This is a genomic window from Nocardiopsis kunsanensis DSM 44524 (assembly GCF_000340965.1).
In the GTDB taxonomy this organism is placed as follows: domain Bacteria; phylum Actinomycetota; class Actinomycetes; order Streptosporangiales; family Streptosporangiaceae; genus Nocardiopsis; species Nocardiopsis kunsanensis.
The window spans coordinates 20,620-39,959 of sequence record NZ_ANAY01000010.1; the positions used below are offsets into that span (position 1 = coordinate 20,620).

The following is a 19,340-nucleotide window of genomic DNA, read 5'->3' on the forward strand; positions in this document are numbered from 1 at the left end:
GAAACGGGCGGGACCAGACATCGTGCGTGATTGTAGGACACCCGTGCGGCCCGGTGCCAATCCAGGGTGCTCCGGGCACGAGGCGGGCCCGTCCCGTGCCCGGTGGCACGGGACGGGCCCCGTGGTGGTCAGGGACCGGGATCAGCGGTCCTCACTGCCCCCGTCCCCGGTGTCGTGGTTCCCGTCGCTGCCTTCGGCGTCCTCGGCGGAGGGGTCGTTACCGAGCATGGTGCGCATCTGCTCGATCTCCTCCTCCTGGGTCTGCTCGATCTCCTCGGCCAACTGCTGTGCCTCGGGGGCCGTGCCCTCTTCCATGACGGTCCCGGCCATGTCGACCGCGCCCTCGTGGTGCTCGATCATCAGTTCCAGGAAGAGCGTGTCGAACTCCTCGCCCTCAGCGGCGGCCAGCTCCTCCATCCGTGTGTCGGAGAGCATGCCGGGCATGCCGCTGTGGTCCGTGTCCCCGCCGGTGTCGTCGGCCCCCCAGTCCTGCAGCATCTGCTGCATCCGTTCGATCTCGGGTCCCTGGGCGCCGCGGATCTCCTCCGACAGTCCACCGACCTCGTCGCCGGCGCGGTCGTGGGCCAGGTCGGCCATCTCCACGGCCTGTTCGTGGTGCGGGATCATCATCCGGGCGAACTCCACGTCCGCCCCGTTGTGCTGCTCCTGCCCTGCCGATCCGGTGTCGGGAGGGGTCTCACCGTGGCCCTGTCCGCACGCGGTCAGGGCCAGGGAGATGCCCAGTGCGGCGGCCGCACCGTTGAGGGCGTACCGGAACGTGGTCGTGGTCATCATGGGTCTTCCTCGTCAGTCCTCTGCGGTGTGTGCCTGCGGTGCCACGCCCCTGGCCGGGGGCGTGGCGGGGCATCTAGACGCGCAGGATCTGGAGGGCGGCGAGGGAGGGCCTGTTCTCGGCCTCCACACCGGAGGGGTCGAAAGCACGGACGGTGGCCGTCCACCGCGGCGGCGGTTGGGGCCAGGGGGTGGCCACCGTCGTGGCCGCCCCCGGCGTGACCACGGGGAACACGCTCGATACCGGGCACATCTCGGTGGGGTCCAGCTCCGGCAGGTCTTCCCCGGCGGCCTGTTCGACCCAGGGGGCGGCGTTGTGCTCGCCCGTGGTGTGCTCCCCCTCGGCGGGGGCCGCGGTGACCGTGGAAGCCGGGACGTGGGCCTCGCTCTCGGCGTGGCCCAGCGTGTGCATGGCCGAGAACCCGAGAAGCAGCAGAGGGAGCAGGACCAGCCTCAACCACACGGGACCCGGGCGGCCCCCTGAGGCGAATGTGCTCCCTCGGCTCGACATGCGGTCATCGTATATGCACCCGCTGGATGCGGATGGCGACCTTCGGTGCCCGGGGCCGGGGAGGGGTGGTGAGACCTTCCTTCCCCCGGCGGACATCGGCGAATATCACCGACCGGAGTGGGTAGGACACAGTGTGCACTCCCCCTGTCCCCCGGCTCGTGCCAGTGACTGATCCTCCCGTCCTCCCGAAGGGGCGATCCACATGCCCGAACCAGACAAACTCCAGTGGCGGTCCGACCTGGGCTGGCCTCCCCACTCACCGGCCGACCCGGCCGACCCCAAGGACGGCCTGGTCGTCCACTACGACAGCGCCGACCAAGGGTTGGCCGACAAGGAACACAGTTCCTGCGAGGCCTACTGGAACAGCACCCGCGACTTCCACACCGGCCCCTCCCGCGGCTGGGCGGACATCGGGTACTGCGTCGACGAGGCCACCGAGATCCTCACCGAGGACGGGTGGCGCACCTTTGCCGGGATCGATGAGGGCGACCTCGTCCTCACCCTCGACCACCGGACCGGTATGTCCCGGTGGCAGCCGGTCCAGGCGGTCAACGTCTTCCCTGCCATGCCGCGCACCCTCGTGCGTATGCAAGGCCGCGGCCACTCCTCCCTGACCACCTCCGAGCACCGCTGGCCGGTCGAACGCACCGAAGGCCTGCACGGCCCGGTGCCCCCGGCCACCACACGCCGCTGGGCCACCACCGCGACCCTCACCCGGACCGACCGGCTGCAAACGGCCGCGCCCTGCGCCGACCTGCCCCGCGAGGCCAAGTGGACCGATGCCCTCGTGGAGGCCGTGGCCTGGTACTGGGCCGACCCCGGGCCCGACGGGACCGGCCTGCACACCGCAGCACGCCTGCGTGCCGCTCTGCACGACCTGGTGAGCGAACCGTCCCACTGGGAGGAGATCCGCGAGGACGAGCACACCGAGTTCCGGCTCTCCGGCGAGGCCACCGAGGTCCTGGAACGCCACGCGCCCGCCCGCGTGCCCGGCCCCGCGTTCCTGCGTTCCCTCACCCGCGCCCAGCTCGACCTGCTGCTCAACACCGTCGGTGCGCTCGGCCCCGGCCCGAGCTGGCGCAGCCGCGCGGCCGCTGACGCCTTCCAGTTCGCCGCGGTCCTGGCCGGACGCTCCAGCACCCTGGAGAACACGGACGGGCTGTGGTCGGTGAGCCCGGGTACCCGCACCACCACCGGGGCGCAGGAGGAACTGGCCACCACACGCGAGCCCTACGAGGGACGTATCTGGTGTCCGAGCACCCCCGACACCACCTGGTTGGCCCGGCGCGAGGGCACGGTGTACTTCACCGGGAACTCGTTCATGGCGTGTGCACACGGCAACGTCATGGAGGGGCGCGGGCCCTTCCGCACCCAGGCCGCCCAGCCCGGGGGCAACACCACCCACTACTCGGTGACGCTGGCCACCGGGCCGAACGACACGATCACCCCCGAACAGATCAACGCCGTGCGCCAACTGCGCGAATGGCTCATGGAGCCCTCCAGCAGTATCGACGGCGCCGTCCTGGGCCACCGCGACTTCGTCTCCACCTCATGCCCCGGGGACGAGGCCTACGGGATGGTGCAGGACGGTACCTTCGCCGAACCCGCCGAATGGGAGGACAGCGACTGAAGGCACGCGGGGCCCGCCCGCCCCTGCGGTTGCCGTGCACCGCCTGCGCACACGTAGTCTGCTCGGTATGCAGGTACCCACCGACGACGAGATCCGTGCGCTGCATGCCGAGCACGCGCCCTCACGCGAGGCCTTCGACCTCGTGTACACCCACTGCCGCATCGTGTGCGACCTGGCCGAACACGTCATCGCTGCCGTCCCCCACATCCAACCCCTGGACGTGGCTCTGGTGCGGGCGGGGTGTCTGCTGCACGACATCGGGGTCTACCGTCTCTTCGACGCTTCCGGGCGGCTCGACCACACCCAGTACGTGCGCCACGGTGTGCTGGGCCACGAACTGCTGGCGGGGGCCGGGATGCCCGAGGTGCTGTGCCGGTTCTGCTCCTGCCACACCGGTACCGGCATCACCGAGCACGAGGTGCGCACCCGGGAGCTGCCGATCCCGCCGGCCGACTACCTCCCCGACACCTTGGAGGAGGAACTCGTCATGTACGCCGACAAGTTCCACAGCAAGTCGGATCCGCCGGCGTTCCTGACCGCCCGCGCCTACACGCAGAAAGTGAGCCGTTTCGGTCCGGACAAGGCCGCGCTCTTCGAGAAGATGGTGGAGCGGTTCGGTGAACCCCCGGTGGAGAAGATCGCTGCCGAGTACGGCCACTCCGTGCGGCACTGACCGGGCCCGGCCCTCCGCCCCACGGGCGTGCAGGACCGGGCACCGTACGGCCTCCGGGCTCAGTCCAGGGCCTCGACGGCCGTCTCGGTGGCCTCGGCCACCAGGGCGTCGTCGTACTCGGCGTCCTGTTCGCCGCGGCTGGACATGACCGCGATCACGACCGGGTCGCTCTCGGGGGGCCAGGCCACCGCGATGTCGTTGCGGGTGGCGTAGCCGCCCCCGCCGGTCTTGTCGCCGACCTCCCAGTCCTCGGGCACCCCGGCCCGGATCAGGGCGTCACCGGTGGTGTTGCGCACCAGCAGGTCGGTGAGGAACTCGCGTTCGTCCTCGGCCAGGGGCTCCTCCTCCAGCACGTAGGTGCGCAGGTTCTCGGCCATCGCACGCGGGGTGCTGGTGTCGCGTTCGTCGCCGGGGGCAGCCTCGTTGAGCTCCTCCTCCCACCGGTCGGCGCTGGTGGTGTCGTCGCCGATCTCCCGCAGCGCCTCCTGGTACCCCTCCGGGCCGCCCAACCGCTCCAGCACCAGGTTCGCGGCGGTGTTGTCGCTGTAGCGGACCGCGGCGTCGGAGGCCTCGCGCAGGGTCATGTCCGTGCGCTCCTGGTCCAGGAACTCCTCGGCGATCGGCGCATGAGTGAGCAGGTCCTCCTCGGACAGGTCCATCCTCTCGTCCAGGACCTCTGCCCCGTGCTGGTCCAGCAGCGCGCCCACGGCCAGGGCCTTGAAGGTGGAGGCGTAGGCGAACCGGTCGTCGGCACCGTACTCGACCTCCTGGCCGGTGCCGGTGTCGAGCGCGTAGACCCCCAGGCGTGCGTCGTAGTCCTCCTCGAGCCCGGTGAAGGCCTCCTCGGCCCCGGTCGACGGGGACGAGGAGGGGGAGGAGACCGGTGCGGCCTGCCCTGTGCCGCATCCGGACAGGGGGACCAGGACCAGGGTCGCGGCCAGGGCGGCCGTGGGACGTGTCAGGGTGCGTACGGACATGGAAACTCCTTCTGGGGTCACGGGAGGTCCGCCATCGGGGCGGACCGCCTCGACGGACACACCCAGGAGTCTGCTCCTGCGCACGTGATGCGGTCCAAGACCGAAACCGCTTCTTCCATGCGGTTTAGGTATAGTCACCGGTCATGGATCTGGTCGGTGCGTGCAGAGTGTTCGTCCACGTGGGCGAGCGCGGAAGCTTCACCCTCGGCGCGGCAGCCGCCGGGGTCCGCCAACCCGTCGCCAGCCGCCGGGTGGCCGCCCTGGAGGAGCACCTGGGTGCGCCCCTGTTCGACCGTGCCGCCCGGCGGGCCCAACTCACCGTGTTCGGCCGTGACATGCTGCCCACCGCCCGACGCCTGGTCGCCCTCGCCGACGACCTGGGGGAGGAGGCCGAGCGTGCGCTGCGCCGGCCGGTCTCCCTGGCGGTGCCCGACCTGTGCACCACCCTGGACCTGGCCCACCTGGACGCCGAGGCACGCAGCCACGGGCTCCACCTGGACCTGCGCCCGGTGGCCCGTGCCGAACGCCGTTCCCTGATCAACGCCCACCAGGTGCGTCTGGCGCTGGAGACCGTGCCCGCAGACGAGGCCGCCTGGGTGGTTCCGCTGGGCCTGGCCGGGACCCACCCACCGCACATGCGCGGGGTACGCCTGGAATCCCTGCGGGTGGGACGCGAACACATCGAGGCCCCGGGGCGGCGTGTGTGGATCACCCCCGAGGACGACGTCCCGCACGTACGCGACCGGCTCGCCCGGGTGCGCGATGCCGTGGGTCTGCGTCCGGGCCAAGTGGTGCTCGCCCCGAGCGTGGCCGGGGCGCTCACCGAGGTGTTGACCCGCGACGATCTGCTGCTGTGCTCGCCTCGCCAGGCCCAGGAACTGTCCTTGGACTGGCTGCCCGTGCGCGATGCCGTCCTGGAGCGCGGATATGTTCTGGCCGGGACCGACGACGACGCGGGCGCGCGGGTGCGCGCCCACCTGACCGGGGCGCTGGGTCGCTGCCTGGGCGCCCGGACGGAGAGGGAGGACGATGCGTGAGCGCGCACTGGTGCGCGACCTCGAGCAGGCCCTGGAGGAGGGCGGTCTGCGCGGCTCCTTCCTCGTGCGGGACCTGGACAGCGGCGAAGAACTCGCTCTGGGCCCGGACCTGCCCTACCCGACCGCATCCCTGGTCAAGGTGCCCCTGGCCCTGGCCACCGTCGAACGGATCCACGGGGGCGAGCTCGACGGTTCGCGCACCGTCGAGATGGTCCCGGGGCGCGACACCACCGCGGGACCGTTCGGGCTGAGCCGGTTCCGCCACCCGGCCCGGGTGGCGGTGGAGGACCTGCTGTACCTGGCCACCGCGCTCAGTGACAACACCGCGGCCCAGCTCCTGTTCGATCTCACCCCGCCCGAGCGGATCGCCGGGGTGCTGCGCCGTGTGGGTGTGCACGGCATCAGCGTGCGCCACGGCATCGCCGAACTCACCGGTACACCCATGCGCGCCCTGGCACCCGGCGACACCCATCTGGCTCTGGAACTGGCCATCGGTGCCTCCACCGAGGGCCACGGGCACCCCGTGCGCCAGCTCGACGTCACCCACGCCAGTTCCGGTTCCGCGCGTGCCTACGTGGACCTGCTGCAGGCTCTGTGGCGGCCGACGGCGGTGTCCGGTCCGGTGGCCGCACACGTGCGCGGGCTCATGGGTGCCAACATGTTGCGGCACCGGCTCTCGCCCGATTTCGCCTCCGACTCGGCCACGTGGTCGTCCAAGACCGGGACCGTGCTCAACTGCCGCCACGAGATCGGGGTGGTCGAGCACGCCGACGGTCAGGCGCTGGCGGTGGCGGCGTTGACCGAGTCGCAGGTACCGGCGGCCGCGCAGCCCGGTGCCGAGGCCCTCATGGGCCGGGTCGCCCGGCGCCTGCACGATCACCTGCGCGCCTGGTGAGACGGGGGATCACTGGTCGAGAGCCTCGACCAGCCGGGGCACGATCCCGTCCAGGGCGTGGTGCACGCCCGGGACCGAGCCGCTGGAGAAGGCGTCGATGAGGTCCTGGTCGTCGAGCACGATCAGGCGCCCGTCCCGGGCCGAGTCCAGGTCCTGCAGCACCGGGTCGCTCTCCAGTTCCCCGGCCGCGCCCGCCTCCAGGGGGAAGACCACGGTCAGGTCGGCGTCCAGGGCCTGTACGTTCTCGGCGGACAGGTCGGTGTAGAAGGCGCCGTCGGCCATGTCGGCGAGCTCGTCGTCGTACTCGAACCCGAGGTCGGTGAGCAGGTCGGCGCGGGTGTCGCCGGGAACGTAGGCGCCGAACCCGCCGTCGTAGTTGTAGGCGCCCACCGCGATGGTGCTGTCGGTGAACCCGGGGTGCTCCTCGCGCAGATCGGCGAAGCGCCCCTCCAGTTCGGTGACCAGCTCCTCGCCGCGCTCCTGTCTGTCGAGGGCGGCGGCGACCTGGCGGGTCTGTTCCTGCCACGTGGTGCCGTAGGTGGTCTCGACACCGGGCGGCGGGCCCACGACCGGGGCGACCGGGGAGAGCATGTCGTAGCGCTCCTGCGTCAGGTCCGAGCGGGTGTCGAGGATGACGTCGGGTTCCAAGGAGGCGGTGGCCTCGACATTGGGTTCCATGGTGCCGAGCTGGACCGGGTCGCCCTCGACCCGGTCCTCGACCCAGGGGCCGACCCCGTTTCCGCCGTACTCGAGCCAGTCGGCGACCCCGACCGGTTCCACACCCAGGGCCAGGCAGGTCTCGGCGTCCGACCACCCGAGGGCGACCACGTCGGTGGGGACCTCGGGCAGACCCACCTCGCCGTGGACGGTCTCGACGGTCAGGGCGTCCTCGCCGTCGGCAGAGCCGGGGTCGGGGGTCTGGCCGGCGCAGGAGGTGGCGAGCAGCAGACAGGCCGCCGCGGTGCCGAGTACGCCGGCACGGGGGAGCGGGTCGATGTTCATGGATCTCTCAGCAAACGATCGCAGGTTCAGTCTTGCCCGGTTCTGACATGTCCGGACGGGCGCGGTCCGCAGGCACGTGCGGACGGGATCAGGCGATGGCGGCGACCCCTTCGCGCCAGTACCCCATGAAGGAGATGTCCTCCTTCGGGACCCCGTGCTCGCGCACCAGCGTGCGGCGCAGCCCCGTGGGCAGGCCGTTCTCCCCGGCCACCCAGCAGTAGGGGCGCCCCTCGGGAAGGTCGGAGGACTGCACCGTGCGCAGCGCGAGCCGGCCCGGGGTCGCGTTCGGGTCCTGGCGCGGCAGCCAGTGCACCTCCGTGCCCGCGGGGGCGCGTACCGGGCGCACGTCAGCGGAGGAGGGGACCTCCAGGTAGACGCGTGCGCGCAGGTCGTCGGGGGCCTGCTCCAGGATCGCCAGCAGCGCCGGGACCGCGCTCTCGTCGCCCACCAGCAGGTGCCAGTCGGCCTCGGGCGGCGGGAGGTAGTAGACGCACTCGGGGAAGAGGCCCAGTTCCTGGCCCTCGCACGCCGCCATCGCCCATGCCGAGGCCGGGCCCTCGTCCCCGTGCGCGACGAACTCGATGTCCAGCTCGAGCGTGTCCGGATCGAAGCGGCGCATGGTGTAGTTGCGCACGTAGGGGCGGACCTCGTCGGGCATCTGCTTGTACTGGGGGAACCAGCCCTCGCCGTCGTACTCGGGCAGGGTCAGGTGCTCCTGTCCGGGGCGGGCGAAGAACACACGCACGCACTGGTCGTTGCCCAGGAACTCGAAGTGGGCCAGGTCGGCGCCGCTGACGGTCACCGTCACGAAGTTGTCGGTGGTCCGCTCGACGTGCGAGACACGGGTACGCATCATCCGGCGGTGGTCGGGAAACTGCATGCGCAAGGCGGCCCTCCGGGGCAGGTCACACGGGCGACGGCTTCAGTGAGGTTAGCCTAACCAATATCCTCGCCTTTGTGCACCCCCGGGCCCCACGCACCCGGCCCCGATCCGGTGACCGGGCCCGGGAGCAAGCGGGGACCCTCAGCCCCTCGTGAGACCGCGCGCGGCCAGCTCCTCGCGCAACCCTGCGGCAGAGGTGAAGTGGTGCCCGCCCAGGCCCAGCTCACGGGCGGCGGTGACGTTGCGTTCGGTGTCGTCGACGAACAACACACGGCCGGGCTCCACGCCCAGGCCCTCCAAGCACCAACCGAACGACTCGGGATCCGGTTTGGCGCGGCCGATCCGGCACGAGAACCCCAACACGGGGAACAGCCGAAGCACCCGGGCGTGGTCGGCCTCGAACATGTCGGCGATCTCGAAGGGGATGTTGGAGAGCATCCCCAACCGCACCCCCGATGCCGACAGGCCCTCGGCGAGGGAGACCATGTCCTCGTCCACCCGCGACCAGCTCTCCAGATCCAGTTCGAGCAGTTCGGCCACACGCCGGTCGTCGAACTCGGTGCCCGCCCGGCGTCCCACCGAACGCCAGTAGGCCGGGCCGGTCAGATCACCGCGGTCGTAGGGAAAGCGCTCGCCCCAGTAGCACTCCCAGAACAGCCCCGGCTGTATACCCGAGGCGTGTTCCAGAGCAGCCCTGCTCTGCGCCGACTGAGTGCGGGCGATCACGCCGAACATGTCGAACAGAACGGTGTCCATGAGGAGGCCTCCAAGAGCTGCGTTGTCACGGCAGCCCCACATTAGGGCGGCTCTGTCCGTCCTGCACCGCCCGCACCGAACGTTCCACCGCTCCACACGCATCTTCGGCGGTGCCCCGGGTCCTGTCGACGGAAACCTCCCCGTCGACCTCCCCGAACACCGCGCAGAGGCCCGTCGTGCCGGCCCCGTCGGTGACCGCTTCCGGCCATGTGCGCTCCTATCAGCCCCTTCCGGGCAGGTAACGGGCGGCCGCCGTGTGCACCGGTCCCACGGTCGCCCCGCCGAGGGAGGCCCCGGCGACGGGGCCTGGGCGCGCACGAGGCATCCGCACGAGAAAGGTCCTGATTGAGCACCGAGCACGACACCCGCCTCCCCGCGCCCACGCCCTCCCCCGGGCCCTCCCGATCCCGGGGGAGGGCGTGGGCGCGGTTCCTTCTGGGCCGTGCGTCCGTGGCCCTGGGGCTGGCCGCGGGGCTCGTCCTGGTCAGTGGTCTGGGGCCGCTCCTGCGGGGCCTTGCCGAGCCCGGGCCGGGTGTGCTCGACGCCATCGTGCTCACCGAACCGGCTCCGCTCCTGTATCCCTGGTACGCGGTCGTGCTGGGCCACGCACTCCTGCTGTGCCTGCTCCCGCGCGGGCCCTGGCCGCCCTTCGTGGTCCTGGCCGGGGCGTTGCTGCTCGTCCTGGCCTGGTTCTCCGTGCCTGCCCCGAGTCCCGTCGCCCTGCCCCCGGATCCCTCCGGCGGCGCGGCCGAGCTGGCCTCCGCGCTCTTCGGGGCCGATGCACCTCCGGCCGCGCAGGAGGTCACCGCCGGTGCTCTGGCCCGGATCGTGTTCGGGGTGCTGGTGGTGTGCGCGGCCCTGATGATCGCCCGCGACGTGCGTGCGCCCGTCACCCGGCCGCGTCCCTCCCGCTCCGGGGCGGCCTTGGTGGCCGCCGGTGCGAGCGCGCTCTTCGCCCTGGTCGCCCTGGTGTGGAGCGCGGCGCTGCTGTACACGCTCGTGACCGGAGGCACGGCCCTGCGCGGGGGACCCTTCGGGCCCTGGATGGCACCGGACACATTCGCGCCCGGGCGCGGCTGGGCCGAACGCAGCGCCGCGGCCCTGACACTGGTGGCCCTACCCCTGCTGTACACGGGTGTGCAGGTCACGCGCACTCTGTTGCGCCGGGGGTGAGCGGGCCCGTGGAACGGCCCGGAGGGGTGTGGGACGGTCCCTCCGGTGCCCCCGCTCTTATTACTCGCTGGTAAGTTCGCCGTGTCGCGGCAGACCGAGCCGCGTTTCGGCGACGGAGGAGAGCAGTGCACCAGGGGGTCCTGACCAGGATCAAGACCGTTCCCGACTGCCGGTTCCGGCTCTTGGTCCTGCACCACGCGGGCGGAACGGCACAGGCTTACCGGTCCTGGGTACGGCACTTCCCCCAGGACTGGGAGATCTGCCTGCTCCAGGCGCCCGGACGCGACAGCTCCGCCCACCTCGAGCCCTTCCGGGAGGCCCGCGCCCTGGCCCGCCACCTGGCCGCCTCCACCGACGATCTGCGCGACCGCCCCTACGGCCTCTTCGGCCACAGCATGGGCGCCCTCGTCGCGCACGAGCTCGCCCACCACCTGCTCGCGGACCCGGCCGAGGCCGACCCCGCCTGGCTCGGTGTCTCGGCCTGGAGCCCCGCCCACGGGCCCGAACGCGATGCACCCCGGCACCTGCGCAGCGACGCCGAACTACGCGAGATCGTCGCAGGGATGGGAGGAACGCCCCGTTCCTCCTTGGCCGACCCCGACCAGTGGGCCCGCATCGCCCCCGTCGTCCGCGCCGACCTGAACCTGGTCGACACCTGGCGCCCCGATCCGGCCCGGCCGCCCCTGCGTCTGCCCCTGTCGGTCCTGGGCGGGGCCGACGACCCGGGCATGCCGCCCTCCCGCATGGCTGCCTGGCGCGAGCACGCCGACGGGCCGGTCGTGCACCACACCCTGCCCGGCGACCACTTCTACTTCGTCGGACGCACCCGCGAGGTCGTGGCCCGCATCGTCACCGACATCCGCGCGGCCGTACCCACCGGGGTGGGAGACTGATCGTCGGCACCCCTGTTGCGGTGCTTGGTGCCGGGTTACCGTTGTGCTATGAGCCTTGAGTTGTCTACTGACCGACTCCTCATCCGGGAGTGGGAGCTGGGCGATGCCGAGGAGGCCCTGCAGGTCTACGGGGCCGACGAGGTTGCGCACTGGCTGACACCGGAATGGCGCCCGGTGAACGACACCGACGCCATGCGTTCGGTCCTGCACGCCTGGATCGAGTCGGGACCCAACCTGATGCCGCCCGCCGGGCGCTGGGCCATCACCCGCCGCGAGGACGGGCAGCTGGTGGGCGGGCTCTCGGTGAAGCTTCTTCCGCCCTTCGAGGAGGACTTCGAGCTCACCTGGGCCCTGCGACCCGACGTCTGGGGACAGGGCTACGCCACCGAGGCCAGCCGTGCCATCACCGGATGGGCGTTCAAACAGGGCATCGAGGAGATCTTCGCGGTCGCCCGGCCCGACAACGAACGCGCCATCGCCGTGGCCCGCCGGCTGGGCATGGAATGGGTCGGCGAGACCGAGAAGTACTACGACATGACCCTGCAGGTCTTCCGGCTGCGCCCCGGCTGAGGCGTCCACCTACCGCTCGTGTCGGGGCCGGGCAGCCACACCACCCGGCCCCGGGCCGTCGCCGAGCCCCTTCAAGAGCCCAGGAACTGGCTGATGCGCTCCACCTCGGCCCCCGACAGGCGAACCGAGGCCGCCGCCGTGTTCTCCTCCAGGTGCGACACCCGGGACGTGCCCGGGATCGGCACCATGACGGGGGAGCGGTGCAGCAGCCAGGCCAGGGCCAACTGCGCCGGCGCCAGCCCGCGCTCCCGGGCGATCGTGGACAGCGGCGAGTCCGCGCCCGCCATCTCCCCGCGTGCGACCGGTGCCCACGGCAGGAACGCGATCCCGTCCTTCTCGCACTGCTCCAGCACGTCCTCGGACCGGCGGAAGGAAGGCGCGTACTGGTTCTGTACCGAGGCGATCGGTGTGATGGCGCGGGCGGCGCTGAGCTCGTCCACCGTCACCTCGCTCAACCCGATGTGGTTGATCTTGCCCTGCTCCCGCAACTCCACGAGCGCACCCAGCTGGTCGGCCAGAGGCACCTCGGGGTCGATGCGGTGCAGCTGGAACAGGTCGATGCGCTCCACCCCCAAGTTGCGCAGGCTCAGCTCCGCCTGCTGCTTGAGGTAGGCGGGGCGGCCCAACCTGTGCCACTGCGAGGGCCCGGTGCGGGCCAACCCGGCCTTGGTCCCGACGACCAGGTCGTCGGGGTAGGGGTAGAGCGCCTCGCGGATCAACCGCTCACTGATCTGGGGCCCGTAGGAGTCGGCGGTGTCGATGAAGGTGATGCCCAGCTCCACCGTCCGGCGCAGCACGGACAGAGCCTCGTCACGGTCCCGGGGCGGGCCCCACACCCCCTCGCCCACCACACGCATCGCCCCGAAACCCAGCCGGTGGACCGGTAGGTCCCCGCCGATACGGAAGCTCCCCGACTGCTCGGCGATGTCCGGTGCGGCGTGTACGTCGGTCACGGTGCTCCTGAGGTCCTCATGGTCTGCGGCTCCGGGGAAGGATCTCAGGGCGGACCGGGTACCGCAAGGCGTCGCGGCACGCGGGGCCCGCGCCGGCGCGGGTCAACGCCGGTCGACCGACTGCAGGTCGGTCTCGATGCGCCCGGCGGTCGTGCGCAGCGCCGGCAGCAGTTCCTGCACCACCCCGTCGACCGAGGTGCGGTTGGCGTGCGTGGAGATGTTGACCGCGGCTACCACCTCGCCGGAGCCGTCGCGGACCGGCACCGCCAACGACCGCAGCCCCTCCTCCAGCTCTTGGTCGACCAACGCATACCCCTGCTCGGCCACCCGGTCCAACTCGGCCCGCAACTGCGCGGGGTCGGTAACGGTGAAGCGCGTCAACGCGGGCAGCTCCACCCGGCCCAGGTAGGAGGCCAACTCCTCCTCGCCACGCCCGGCCAGCAACACCCGCCCCATGGAGGTGGCCGAGGCCGGGAACCGGGTCCCCACCGTCACCGAAACGGTCATGATGCGGGAGGCCGCCGACCGCGCCACGTACAGCACCTCGTCGCCGTCCAGCACCGACGCCGATACCGACTCACGCACCCGCGCCGACAGGTCCTGCAGATGCGGCTGGGAGACCTCCGGCAACCCGGCCGAGGCCACATAGGCATACCCCAGGTCGAGTACGCGCGGGGTCAGCGAGAACAGGCGCCCGTCGGTGCGCACGTACCCCAGGTCGGTGAGGGTGAGCAGGAACCGCCGTGCGGCCGCCCTGGTCAGACCGGTCTGCCGGGCGACCTCGCTCAGCGTCATCGCCGGGTGTTCGGCCGAGAAGACGCGGATCACGGCGAGCCCGCGTTCCAGCGACTGAACGAAGTGCCCGCCGCGGGCCTGGTCGTCGGACATGGCCGAGCCTTCCTGGTGTCGGGTGTGCTCGGACCGATGTTCTCACGCCGAACGGAACCCGTGGGATCCCGTAGGGATCGCTCAAGCCCTGCGGGGCAAGCGTTCCCGCCACGTGAGCATGCACCGGCGTCACGGCACCGCACCGCGGGTAGTACCGGCGCGAGAGCCACCCGACCCGAACGGAGCACGGACACCATGAGCGTCGATCTCCACACCACCGTGACCGGGCCCTCGGAGGCCCCGCCCCTGCTGCTGGGCGGCTCCCTGGGCTCGACCGCACAGATGTGGCAGCCGCAGGCCGAGGAGCTGTCCACGCACTTCCGGGTCGTACGCTTCGACCTGCGCGGGCACGGCCTCTCACCCGTGCCCGAGGGCCCCTACACCATGGCCGACCTGGGCGAGGACGTCCTGGCCCTGATGGACCGGCTCGGCATCGCCCGCGCCCACTACGCCGGGATCTCCCTGGGCGGAATGATCGGCCAGTGGTTGGCCCTCAACGCCCCCGACCGCATCGACCGTCTCGCGCTGCTGGCCACCTCGCCCTACCCCGGCCCGCCCCAGAACTGGCTGGACCGCGCTGCCCTGGCCCGCGAGAAGGGCCCCGGCGCCCTGGCCGACGCCGTCGTGGGCCGCTGGTTCACCGAGGGCTACGCCCGTGCCCACGCGGACGAGGTGGAGGAACTGCGCGACGGCATCGCAGATACCCCCGCCGAGGGGTACGCCTCGTGCTGCGAGGCCATTTCCCGATGGGACGTACGCGAGGAACTGCCCCACGTCACCGTCCCCACCCTCGTCATCGGCGGGGCCCAGGACGAAGCCACCCCCGTGCAGGGCAACACCGACCTCATCGCCGAGCGCATACCCGGGGCCCAGCTGGTGGTGCTCGACCACGCCGCACACCTGCTGTCCTGGCAGCAGGCACCACGTGTGAACACCCTCCTGGCCCGGCACATGGCCCCCGAGGACGGAGGCCGGGACCCACGGCCCTGACCCGGGCCGCGGTGTGTCCCCGCGCGGCGGGGACACACCGCACACCTCAGGGTTTGACCGCCACCCCCGACAACTCCCACAGCGCGGTCTTCTCGTCAGCCGGCCGTTCGGCCGGCGCCCGGTCGGGGTGGCGCCAGCTCGCGCAGTCGACCACCCTCGGCCCTTCCGCACGCCCGTCCGGCCACGCACTGACCGGGACCAGGCCCTCGAATGCCGCCGCCGCCTCACGGGGGGAGCGCACCCGCCCCCACGGGGTCCCGAATCCCTGCATCCGGTCGGTCAGCCATGTGGCGGTGTCGCTGTCGTCGGAGACGATGTGGGAGTAGACCAGGTACGACCCCGACGGCAGGCGCGCCATCGTCCGGCGCACCATGTCGAAGGGCCGGTCGGAGTCGGGAAGGCAGTGCAGGATCGACACCAGCATCAGACACACGGGCAGGTCCAACTCGATGAGCGCACGTACCTCGCGTGAGGCCAGGATCCCGTCGATGTCGCGGATGTCGCTGAGCACGAACGCGGTCCCGGGCCGGTCCGTCAGCAGGGCCCGGCCGTGTACCGACACCACCGGGTCGTTGTCGACGTAGACCACACGCACGTCGCGCCCCGCCCGCTGCGCCACGTTGTGGGTGTTCTCGACCGTGGGCAGCCCCGCGCCCAGGTCCAGGTACTGCACGACCCCCTGTTGGGCCACGTGGTCGACCGCCCGGGTCAGGAAGGCGCGATTGTCCAGGGACAACGGAATGATCTCGGGAATGCGTTCCAGAAGGACATCGGCCGATTCACGGTCCACGGCGAAATTGTCCTTGCCCCCGAGAAAGTAGTCGTACATCCGTGCGACGCTGGGCGTGCGCATGTCGACACCGGGGGGAAAACGGTCGTTCATCGGCGTTGTGGGGAAACTCGCCCCGGGACGGGGTGAGCGGCCCCTGCCTCCTTCTCGGTGGTCGTCGGAGCGCGTGCTGGGTGCCCCGAAGGTACGCGGGGCACCGCCGTAAGGCGCATCGTAGAACGCGCACCGCCGACAGGAAGGGGTTTTCCGAGAGAAAAATTCGGAGGGCGGAAATTCTTCCACCGCGCGCTCACGTGCGGCGATCGAACACGGGCAGGCCGTCCAGGAGCGGCCCCGGCGCGGACGCCCGCACCCGCGCACCCGCCTCAGCCAGGCCCTCCGGCAGGGCAGGCAGGTCCGGCACCGACCAGAAGACCGCCGCCGACGCCGGGTCCGCCCCGCCCGTCCGCGGCCGGTGCGGCGCGTCCGGGCCCTCCCGGCCGTCCTGGCGCGCCGCCGCCGCGCCCACCCGCGCCACGAACTCGGACCGGTCACTGCCGGCCCACCGCACCAGCACGAACGGATCCGCGTCGGCCCGCACCCCCAGCTCTTCCACGACCGCGCCCAGGTGCCCGCACACCGAACGCCACTGCGCACACGAGCACGAGGCCGCCAACGGGCCCCACCCCGGGGGCACCAGCGGCAGACCCACCACCGCGAACACCCGCTCCGACTCCACCGGCAACCGGCCGTCCAGGGACGGGCCCCGGAAGACCGGTTGGGAGGCCAGGGCCGCACACACCCGCTCCCAGTCCTCCTCCCCGGCCACCGGACGGATCAGGCTCACCTCGTGCCCGGACACCCGGGCCCCCACCTCACCGGGGCGTACCGACCACCGCTCCACCGGCCCCGGTGCACGCTCCGGGGCGGGCAGGGCCTCGGCCACCAACCGTGCCCACGTACTCAACCTGCCACCGCCTCCGGCGCCAGGCGCACCACCTCACGCAACTCCGAGACCGACAGCTGCGCCAACCGTTCCTCGCCCGTGGCGACCACACCCTCGGCCAGCGCGCTCTTGCGCTCCATCATCTCCTCCACCCGTTCCTCGAGCGTGCCCACGCACACCATCGTGCGCACCTGCACGTCGCGGCGCTGTCCGATGCGGAAGGCCCGGTCGGTGGCCTGGTTCTCCACCGCCGGGTTCCACCAGCGGTCCACGTGCACCACGTGGTTGGCCGCGGTCAGGTTCAACCCGGTCCCGGCCGCCTTGAGGGAGAGCACGAAGACCGCCGGGCCCGCAGCGTTCTGGAAACGTTCGACCATCGCCTCCCGCTCCGCGCGCGGGGTCCCCCCGTGCAACCACAGCACCGGAACACCCAGCCGCGACCGCAGGTACGGCACCAGGCGCTCCCCGAAACGCGCGTACTGGGTGAAACACAACGCCTTGTCGCCCTGGGCCGCCACCTCGCCCAGTACCGCTTCCAGACGGTCCACCTTGCCCGACCGCCCCGCCAGCGCCGACCCGTCACCCAGGAACTGGGCCGGGTGGTTGCAGACGGCCTTCAACCGCGCCATGGTCGTCAGGATCAACCCCTTGCGCTCACGCTCGTCCGCCTCCTCCAGACGCCGCGCCATCTCGTCCACCACCGCCTTGTACAGCGAGGCCTGCTCGGAGGTGAGGGTGCACCAGGTACGCACCAGATGTTTCTCCGGCAGGTCCGAGATGATGGACCGGTCGGTCTTGAGCCGCCGCAGCACGAAAGGGCCGGTCAGCCGCCGTACCAGGTCGGTGTGCTCGCCCTCGCCCTGCTCGGCCTCGGCCCGCTCACCCATCGCCCGGCGGAAGTCGGCCGCATCCCCCAGCAGCCCCGGGTTGGCGAAATCCATCACCGACCACAGCTCGTCCAGGTTGTTCTCCACCGGTGTGCCCGTCAGCGCGATCCGGGTCGAGGCCGGCAGGGAGCGCACCGCCCGCGCCTGCCGGGTGCCGTGGTTCTTCAACGCCTGGGCCTCGTCGCACACCACCCGGTACCAGGGCAGCGCCGCCAGCTCCTCGCCGTCGCGCGCCACCACCCCGTAGGTCGTCACGACCAGGTCGCAGGAGCCCGCCAGGCGTGCCAGCGCGTTGCCCGAGGGCCGGTCGGGCCCGTGCTGGACGTGCACCCGCAGACCGGGGGCGAAACGTTCGGCCTCCCGGCGCCAGTTGCCCACCAACGACACCGGGCACACCAGCAGCGTCGGCCCCGCCGCGGTGCCCTCGGCACGTTCGTCGGTCAACAACGCCAACAACTGCACCGTCTTGCCCAGGCCCATGTCGTCGGCCAACACCGCACCCAGCCCCAGCTCACCCATGAACCGCAACCAGGACGCACCGCGGTCCTGGTAGGGGCGCAGCGTGCCCGAGAACCCCGGCGGCGCGCCCATCGGCCGCAGCTCGGCCCGGGCCCCGCCGTCCAGCAACTGCCCCAGCGGACCGTCGGCGACCACCTCGGCCACCGGCAGCGGGGCCTGCTCCGCCCCCACGGCCATCCGCAACGCCTGCTCACGACGAATCCGGCGCTGCCGGCGCATCGCCGCCAACAAGTCCTCGACCTGGCCCGGATCCATCTCCGACCACCGGCCGCGCACCCGCACCAGCGACCGTTTGAGCCGCGCCAGCTCGGCGAGCTCCTCCAGCTCCGCCCGGTCCAGGGGCTCGTCGTCGCCGCCCAACAGCGCTTCGAAGGACACCCCGACCAGGTCGTCGGGGCCCACCCCGCCCTTGCGGCGCCGCCCCTGCCCCTCGGAGACCGTCATACGCAGCCCCAGGGACCGGCGGCCCGCCCAGTCGGGCAGCACCACCGCAAGACCGGCCGCGCTCAACCGCGGGGCGTACCGGTGGACGAACTCCTCGGCACCTTCGGTACGCAGGCTCAGGTGCGTGGGCCCCGCCTGGTCGGCCACCCGCCCCAGCGCCGGGTAGTACCGGGCCGCCGCACGCAGGTCGGCCGAGACGGTGGCCGCCGTGTTCTCGGGCAACCAGGCCGCTCCCTCGCCCGACCACACCTGCTCCAGCGGCAGCCGCAGCCCGGGCTCGGCGGCCGAACGCACCCAGAACTCCACCGACCACACCTGCGGGCCCTCGTCCTCGGGCTCACGCAACAGGAACAGCAGCTCGGCCCGGCCCGCGCCCCGGACCCGCGAACGCCACCGCCGCAGGGGCACACGCAGACGTTCGACGGACTCGGGTCCCACGTGTGCGTCGTCGCCCGTCAGCGCGTGTGCGAGCGCATCCTCCGGGGACCCGGCCCGCTCGGGGCCGGGCCGCACCGGAGCGCGGGCGCGCCCGCGCGCCACGGCGTCGGTGAGCAGTTCCACCGGTGCGAGTACACACCGGCGGGTCACCGTGTCGGCGTCGGCGCCCGGAAGGTGGGCGCGGGAGGCCGCGGGCAGAGCGGCGGCCAGCGCCGACAAGTGGCGCTCGGCCTGCTCGACCGGGGCCGGGCGCCAGCGGGCCCGGGCAGGCCGGCCCACGAGGTCGGGCAGCACGCATCCGGTCCCCACCAGGTGTTCGGCGAAGGCCAGCACCGCACCCAGGTGCTCCAACGCCGGGCCGAGGACGGTGCCCTCCGGTGCCGGTGCGGACAGGAACCGCACCGCCTCAGCCGGGGACAGGTGCACCGCCGGGACCGTCCAGGGGTGGGCCCCGGCCGGGCCGGTGTCCCGACCGGCCAGGGTCGAGTGCACCGGTCCCGTGGGATCGCCCGGCAGGGTCAGGGCGAGCTCGCCGACCCGCCCGCCCACCCCGGAACCGGACAGCACCGAACGCAGTGTCCGGGCCCGGAGGGCGAAGGGGTGGGCCCCGGCGCGGGACGGCCGCCGCACCACCGGATCCGTGAGCTCGGCCTCACCCCAGACCGCGAGTGTCCCGCCGTCCCACACCCCGTGCAGCACCAGCACCCTCGACGT

19 protein-coding genes are annotated in these 19,340 nt (G+C 72.1%); 8 read left to right on the plus strand and 11 right to left on the minus strand.

Annotated elements, in window-relative coordinates; translation table 11 throughout:
• Positions 1–141 precede the first annotated feature (141 nt).
• Positions 142–795, minus strand: coding sequence for a DUF305 domain-containing protein (locus D456_RS0107850; protein ID WP_017575620.1), 654 nt, complete (start codon positions 793–795; stop codon positions 142–144).
• 73 nt (positions 796–868) lie between these two features.
• Positions 869–1,303, minus strand: a complete 435-nt coding sequence (locus D456_RS0107855; RefSeq protein ID WP_230479897.1) for a DUF6153 family protein — start codon at positions 1,301–1,303, stop codon at positions 869–871.
• Between the two features lie 202 nt (positions 1,304–1,505).
• Here D456_RS0107855 and D456_RS0107860 point away from each other — a divergent pair, with 202 nt between their 5' ends.
• Entirely contained in the window at positions 1,506–2,933 is a 1,428-nt protein-coding gene (locus D456_RS0107860; protein ID WP_017575622.1) for an N-acetylmuramoyl-L-alanine amidase, read from the plus strand.
• Between the two features lie 67 nt (positions 2,934–3,000).
• A complete protein-coding gene (locus D456_RS0107865; RefSeq protein ID WP_026115669.1) occupies positions 3,001–3,606 on the plus strand; it encodes an HD domain-containing protein in 606 nt (201 codons plus the stop codon).
• 59 nt (positions 3,607–3,665) lie between these two features.
• Here D456_RS0107865 and bla read toward each other — a convergent pair whose 3' ends face one another.
• Complete coding sequence (bla, locus tag D456_RS0107870) at positions 3,666–4,583, minus strand: class A beta-lactamase (RefSeq protein WP_017575624.1); 918 nt, start codon at positions 4,581–4,583, stop codon at positions 3,666–3,668.
• Positions 4,584–4,726: 143 nt separating this feature from the next.
• Between bla and D456_RS0107875 the strand changes: the two genes are divergently transcribed.
• Both D456_RS0107875 and D456_RS0107880 read left to right on the plus strand, forming a co-directional pair.
• A complete protein-coding gene (locus tag D456_RS0107875) occupies positions 4,727–5,620 on the plus strand; it encodes a LysR family transcriptional regulator (RefSeq protein WP_017575625.1) in 894 nt (297 codons plus the stop codon).
• Entirely contained in the window at positions 5,613–6,515 is a 903-nt protein-coding gene (locus tag D456_RS0107880) for a serine hydrolase (protein ID WP_017575626.1), read from the plus strand. The genes D456_RS0107875 and D456_RS0107880 overlap by 8 nt, the downstream gene beginning before the upstream one ends.
• A 9-nt stretch (positions 6,516–6,524) precedes the next feature.
• On the opposite strand, the gene D456_RS0107885 is transcribed toward D456_RS0107880, so the two are convergent.
• The 3 genes from D456_RS0107885 to D456_RS0107895 form a co-directional block, all read right to left on the minus strand.
• The gene (locus tag D456_RS0107885; protein WP_017575627.1) at positions 6,525–7,517 is read right to left on the minus strand and encodes an iron-siderophore ABC transporter substrate-binding protein; all 993 of its coding nucleotides are present in this window, start codon (positions 7,515–7,517) and stop codon (positions 6,525–6,527) included.
• Positions 7,518–7,605: 88 nt separating this feature from the next.
• Complete coding sequence (locus D456_RS0107890) at positions 7,606–8,397, minus strand: siderophore-interacting protein (RefSeq protein ID WP_017575628.1); 792 nt, start codon at positions 8,395–8,397, stop codon at positions 7,606–7,608.
• Between the two features lie 144 nt (positions 8,398–8,541).
• The gene (locus tag D456_RS0107895; protein WP_017575629.1) at positions 8,542–9,156 is read right to left on the minus strand and encodes an HAD family hydrolase; all 615 of its coding nucleotides are present in this window, start codon (positions 9,154–9,156) and stop codon (positions 8,542–8,544) included.
• Positions 9,157–9,501: 345 nt separating this feature from the next.
• Between D456_RS0107895 and D456_RS0107900 the strand changes: the two genes are divergently transcribed.
• The 3 genes from D456_RS0107900 to D456_RS0107910 all read left to right on the plus strand — a co-directional run bounded on the left by D456_RS0107900 (position 9,502) and on the right by D456_RS0107910 (position 11,792).
• Entirely contained in the window at positions 9,502–10,329 is an 828-nt protein-coding gene (locus D456_RS0107900) for a hypothetical protein (protein ID WP_026115671.1), read from the plus strand.
• Positions 10,330–10,454: 125 nt separating this feature from the next.
• Entirely contained in the window at positions 10,455–11,222 is a 768-nt protein-coding gene (locus D456_RS0107905; RefSeq protein ID WP_017575631.1) for a thioesterase II family protein, read from the plus strand.
• A gap of 48 nt (positions 11,223–11,270) precedes the next feature.
• A complete protein-coding gene (locus tag D456_RS0107910) occupies positions 11,271–11,792 on the plus strand; it encodes a GNAT family N-acetyltransferase (protein WP_026115672.1) in 522 nt (173 codons plus the stop codon).
• A gap of 71 nt (positions 11,793–11,863) precedes the next feature.
• Here the strand turns inward: D456_RS0107910 and D456_RS0107915 are convergent, their stop codons facing one another.
• Both D456_RS0107915 and D456_RS0107920 read right to left on the minus strand, forming a co-directional pair.
• Positions 11,864–12,745, minus strand: a complete 882-nt coding sequence (locus D456_RS0107915; RefSeq protein ID WP_017575633.1) for an aldo/keto reductase — start codon at positions 12,743–12,745, stop codon at positions 11,864–11,866.
• A 102-nt stretch (positions 12,746–12,847) separates the two neighbouring features.
• Positions 12,848–13,633, minus strand: coding sequence for an IclR family transcriptional regulator domain-containing protein (locus tag D456_RS0107920; protein WP_017575634.1), 786 nt, complete (start codon positions 13,631–13,633; stop codon positions 12,848–12,850).
• A gap of 195 nt (positions 13,634–13,828) precedes the next feature.
• Between D456_RS0107920 and pcaD the strand changes: the two genes are divergently transcribed.
• Positions 13,829–14,623 (plus strand): 3-oxoadipate enol-lactonase, encoded by a 795-nt coding sequence (gene pcaD / locus D456_RS0107925; protein WP_017575635.1) that lies wholly within the window; start codon positions 13,829–13,831, stop codon positions 14,621–14,623.
• 46 nt (positions 14,624–14,669) lie between these two features.
• On the opposite strand, the gene D456_RS0107930 is transcribed toward pcaD, so the two are convergent.
• The 3 genes from D456_RS0107930 to D456_RS0107940 form a co-directional block, all read right to left on the minus strand.
• The gene (locus tag D456_RS0107930) at positions 14,670–15,506 is read right to left on the minus strand and encodes an SAM-dependent methyltransferase (protein ID WP_017575636.1); all 837 of its coding nucleotides are present in this window, start codon (positions 15,504–15,506) and stop codon (positions 14,670–14,672) included.
• Between the two features lie 196 nt (positions 15,507–15,702).
• Positions 15,703–16,359, minus strand: a complete 657-nt coding sequence (locus tag D456_RS0107935) for a hypothetical protein (RefSeq protein WP_026115673.1) — start codon at positions 16,357–16,359, stop codon at positions 15,703–15,705.
• Positions 16,356–19,331, minus strand: a complete 2,976-nt coding sequence (locus tag D456_RS0107940; protein ID WP_017575638.1) for a DEAD/DEAH box helicase — start codon at positions 19,329–19,331, stop codon at positions 16,356–16,358. The genes D456_RS0107935 and D456_RS0107940 overlap by 4 nt, the downstream gene beginning before the upstream one ends.
• Positions 19,332–19,340 lie beyond the last annotated feature (9 nt).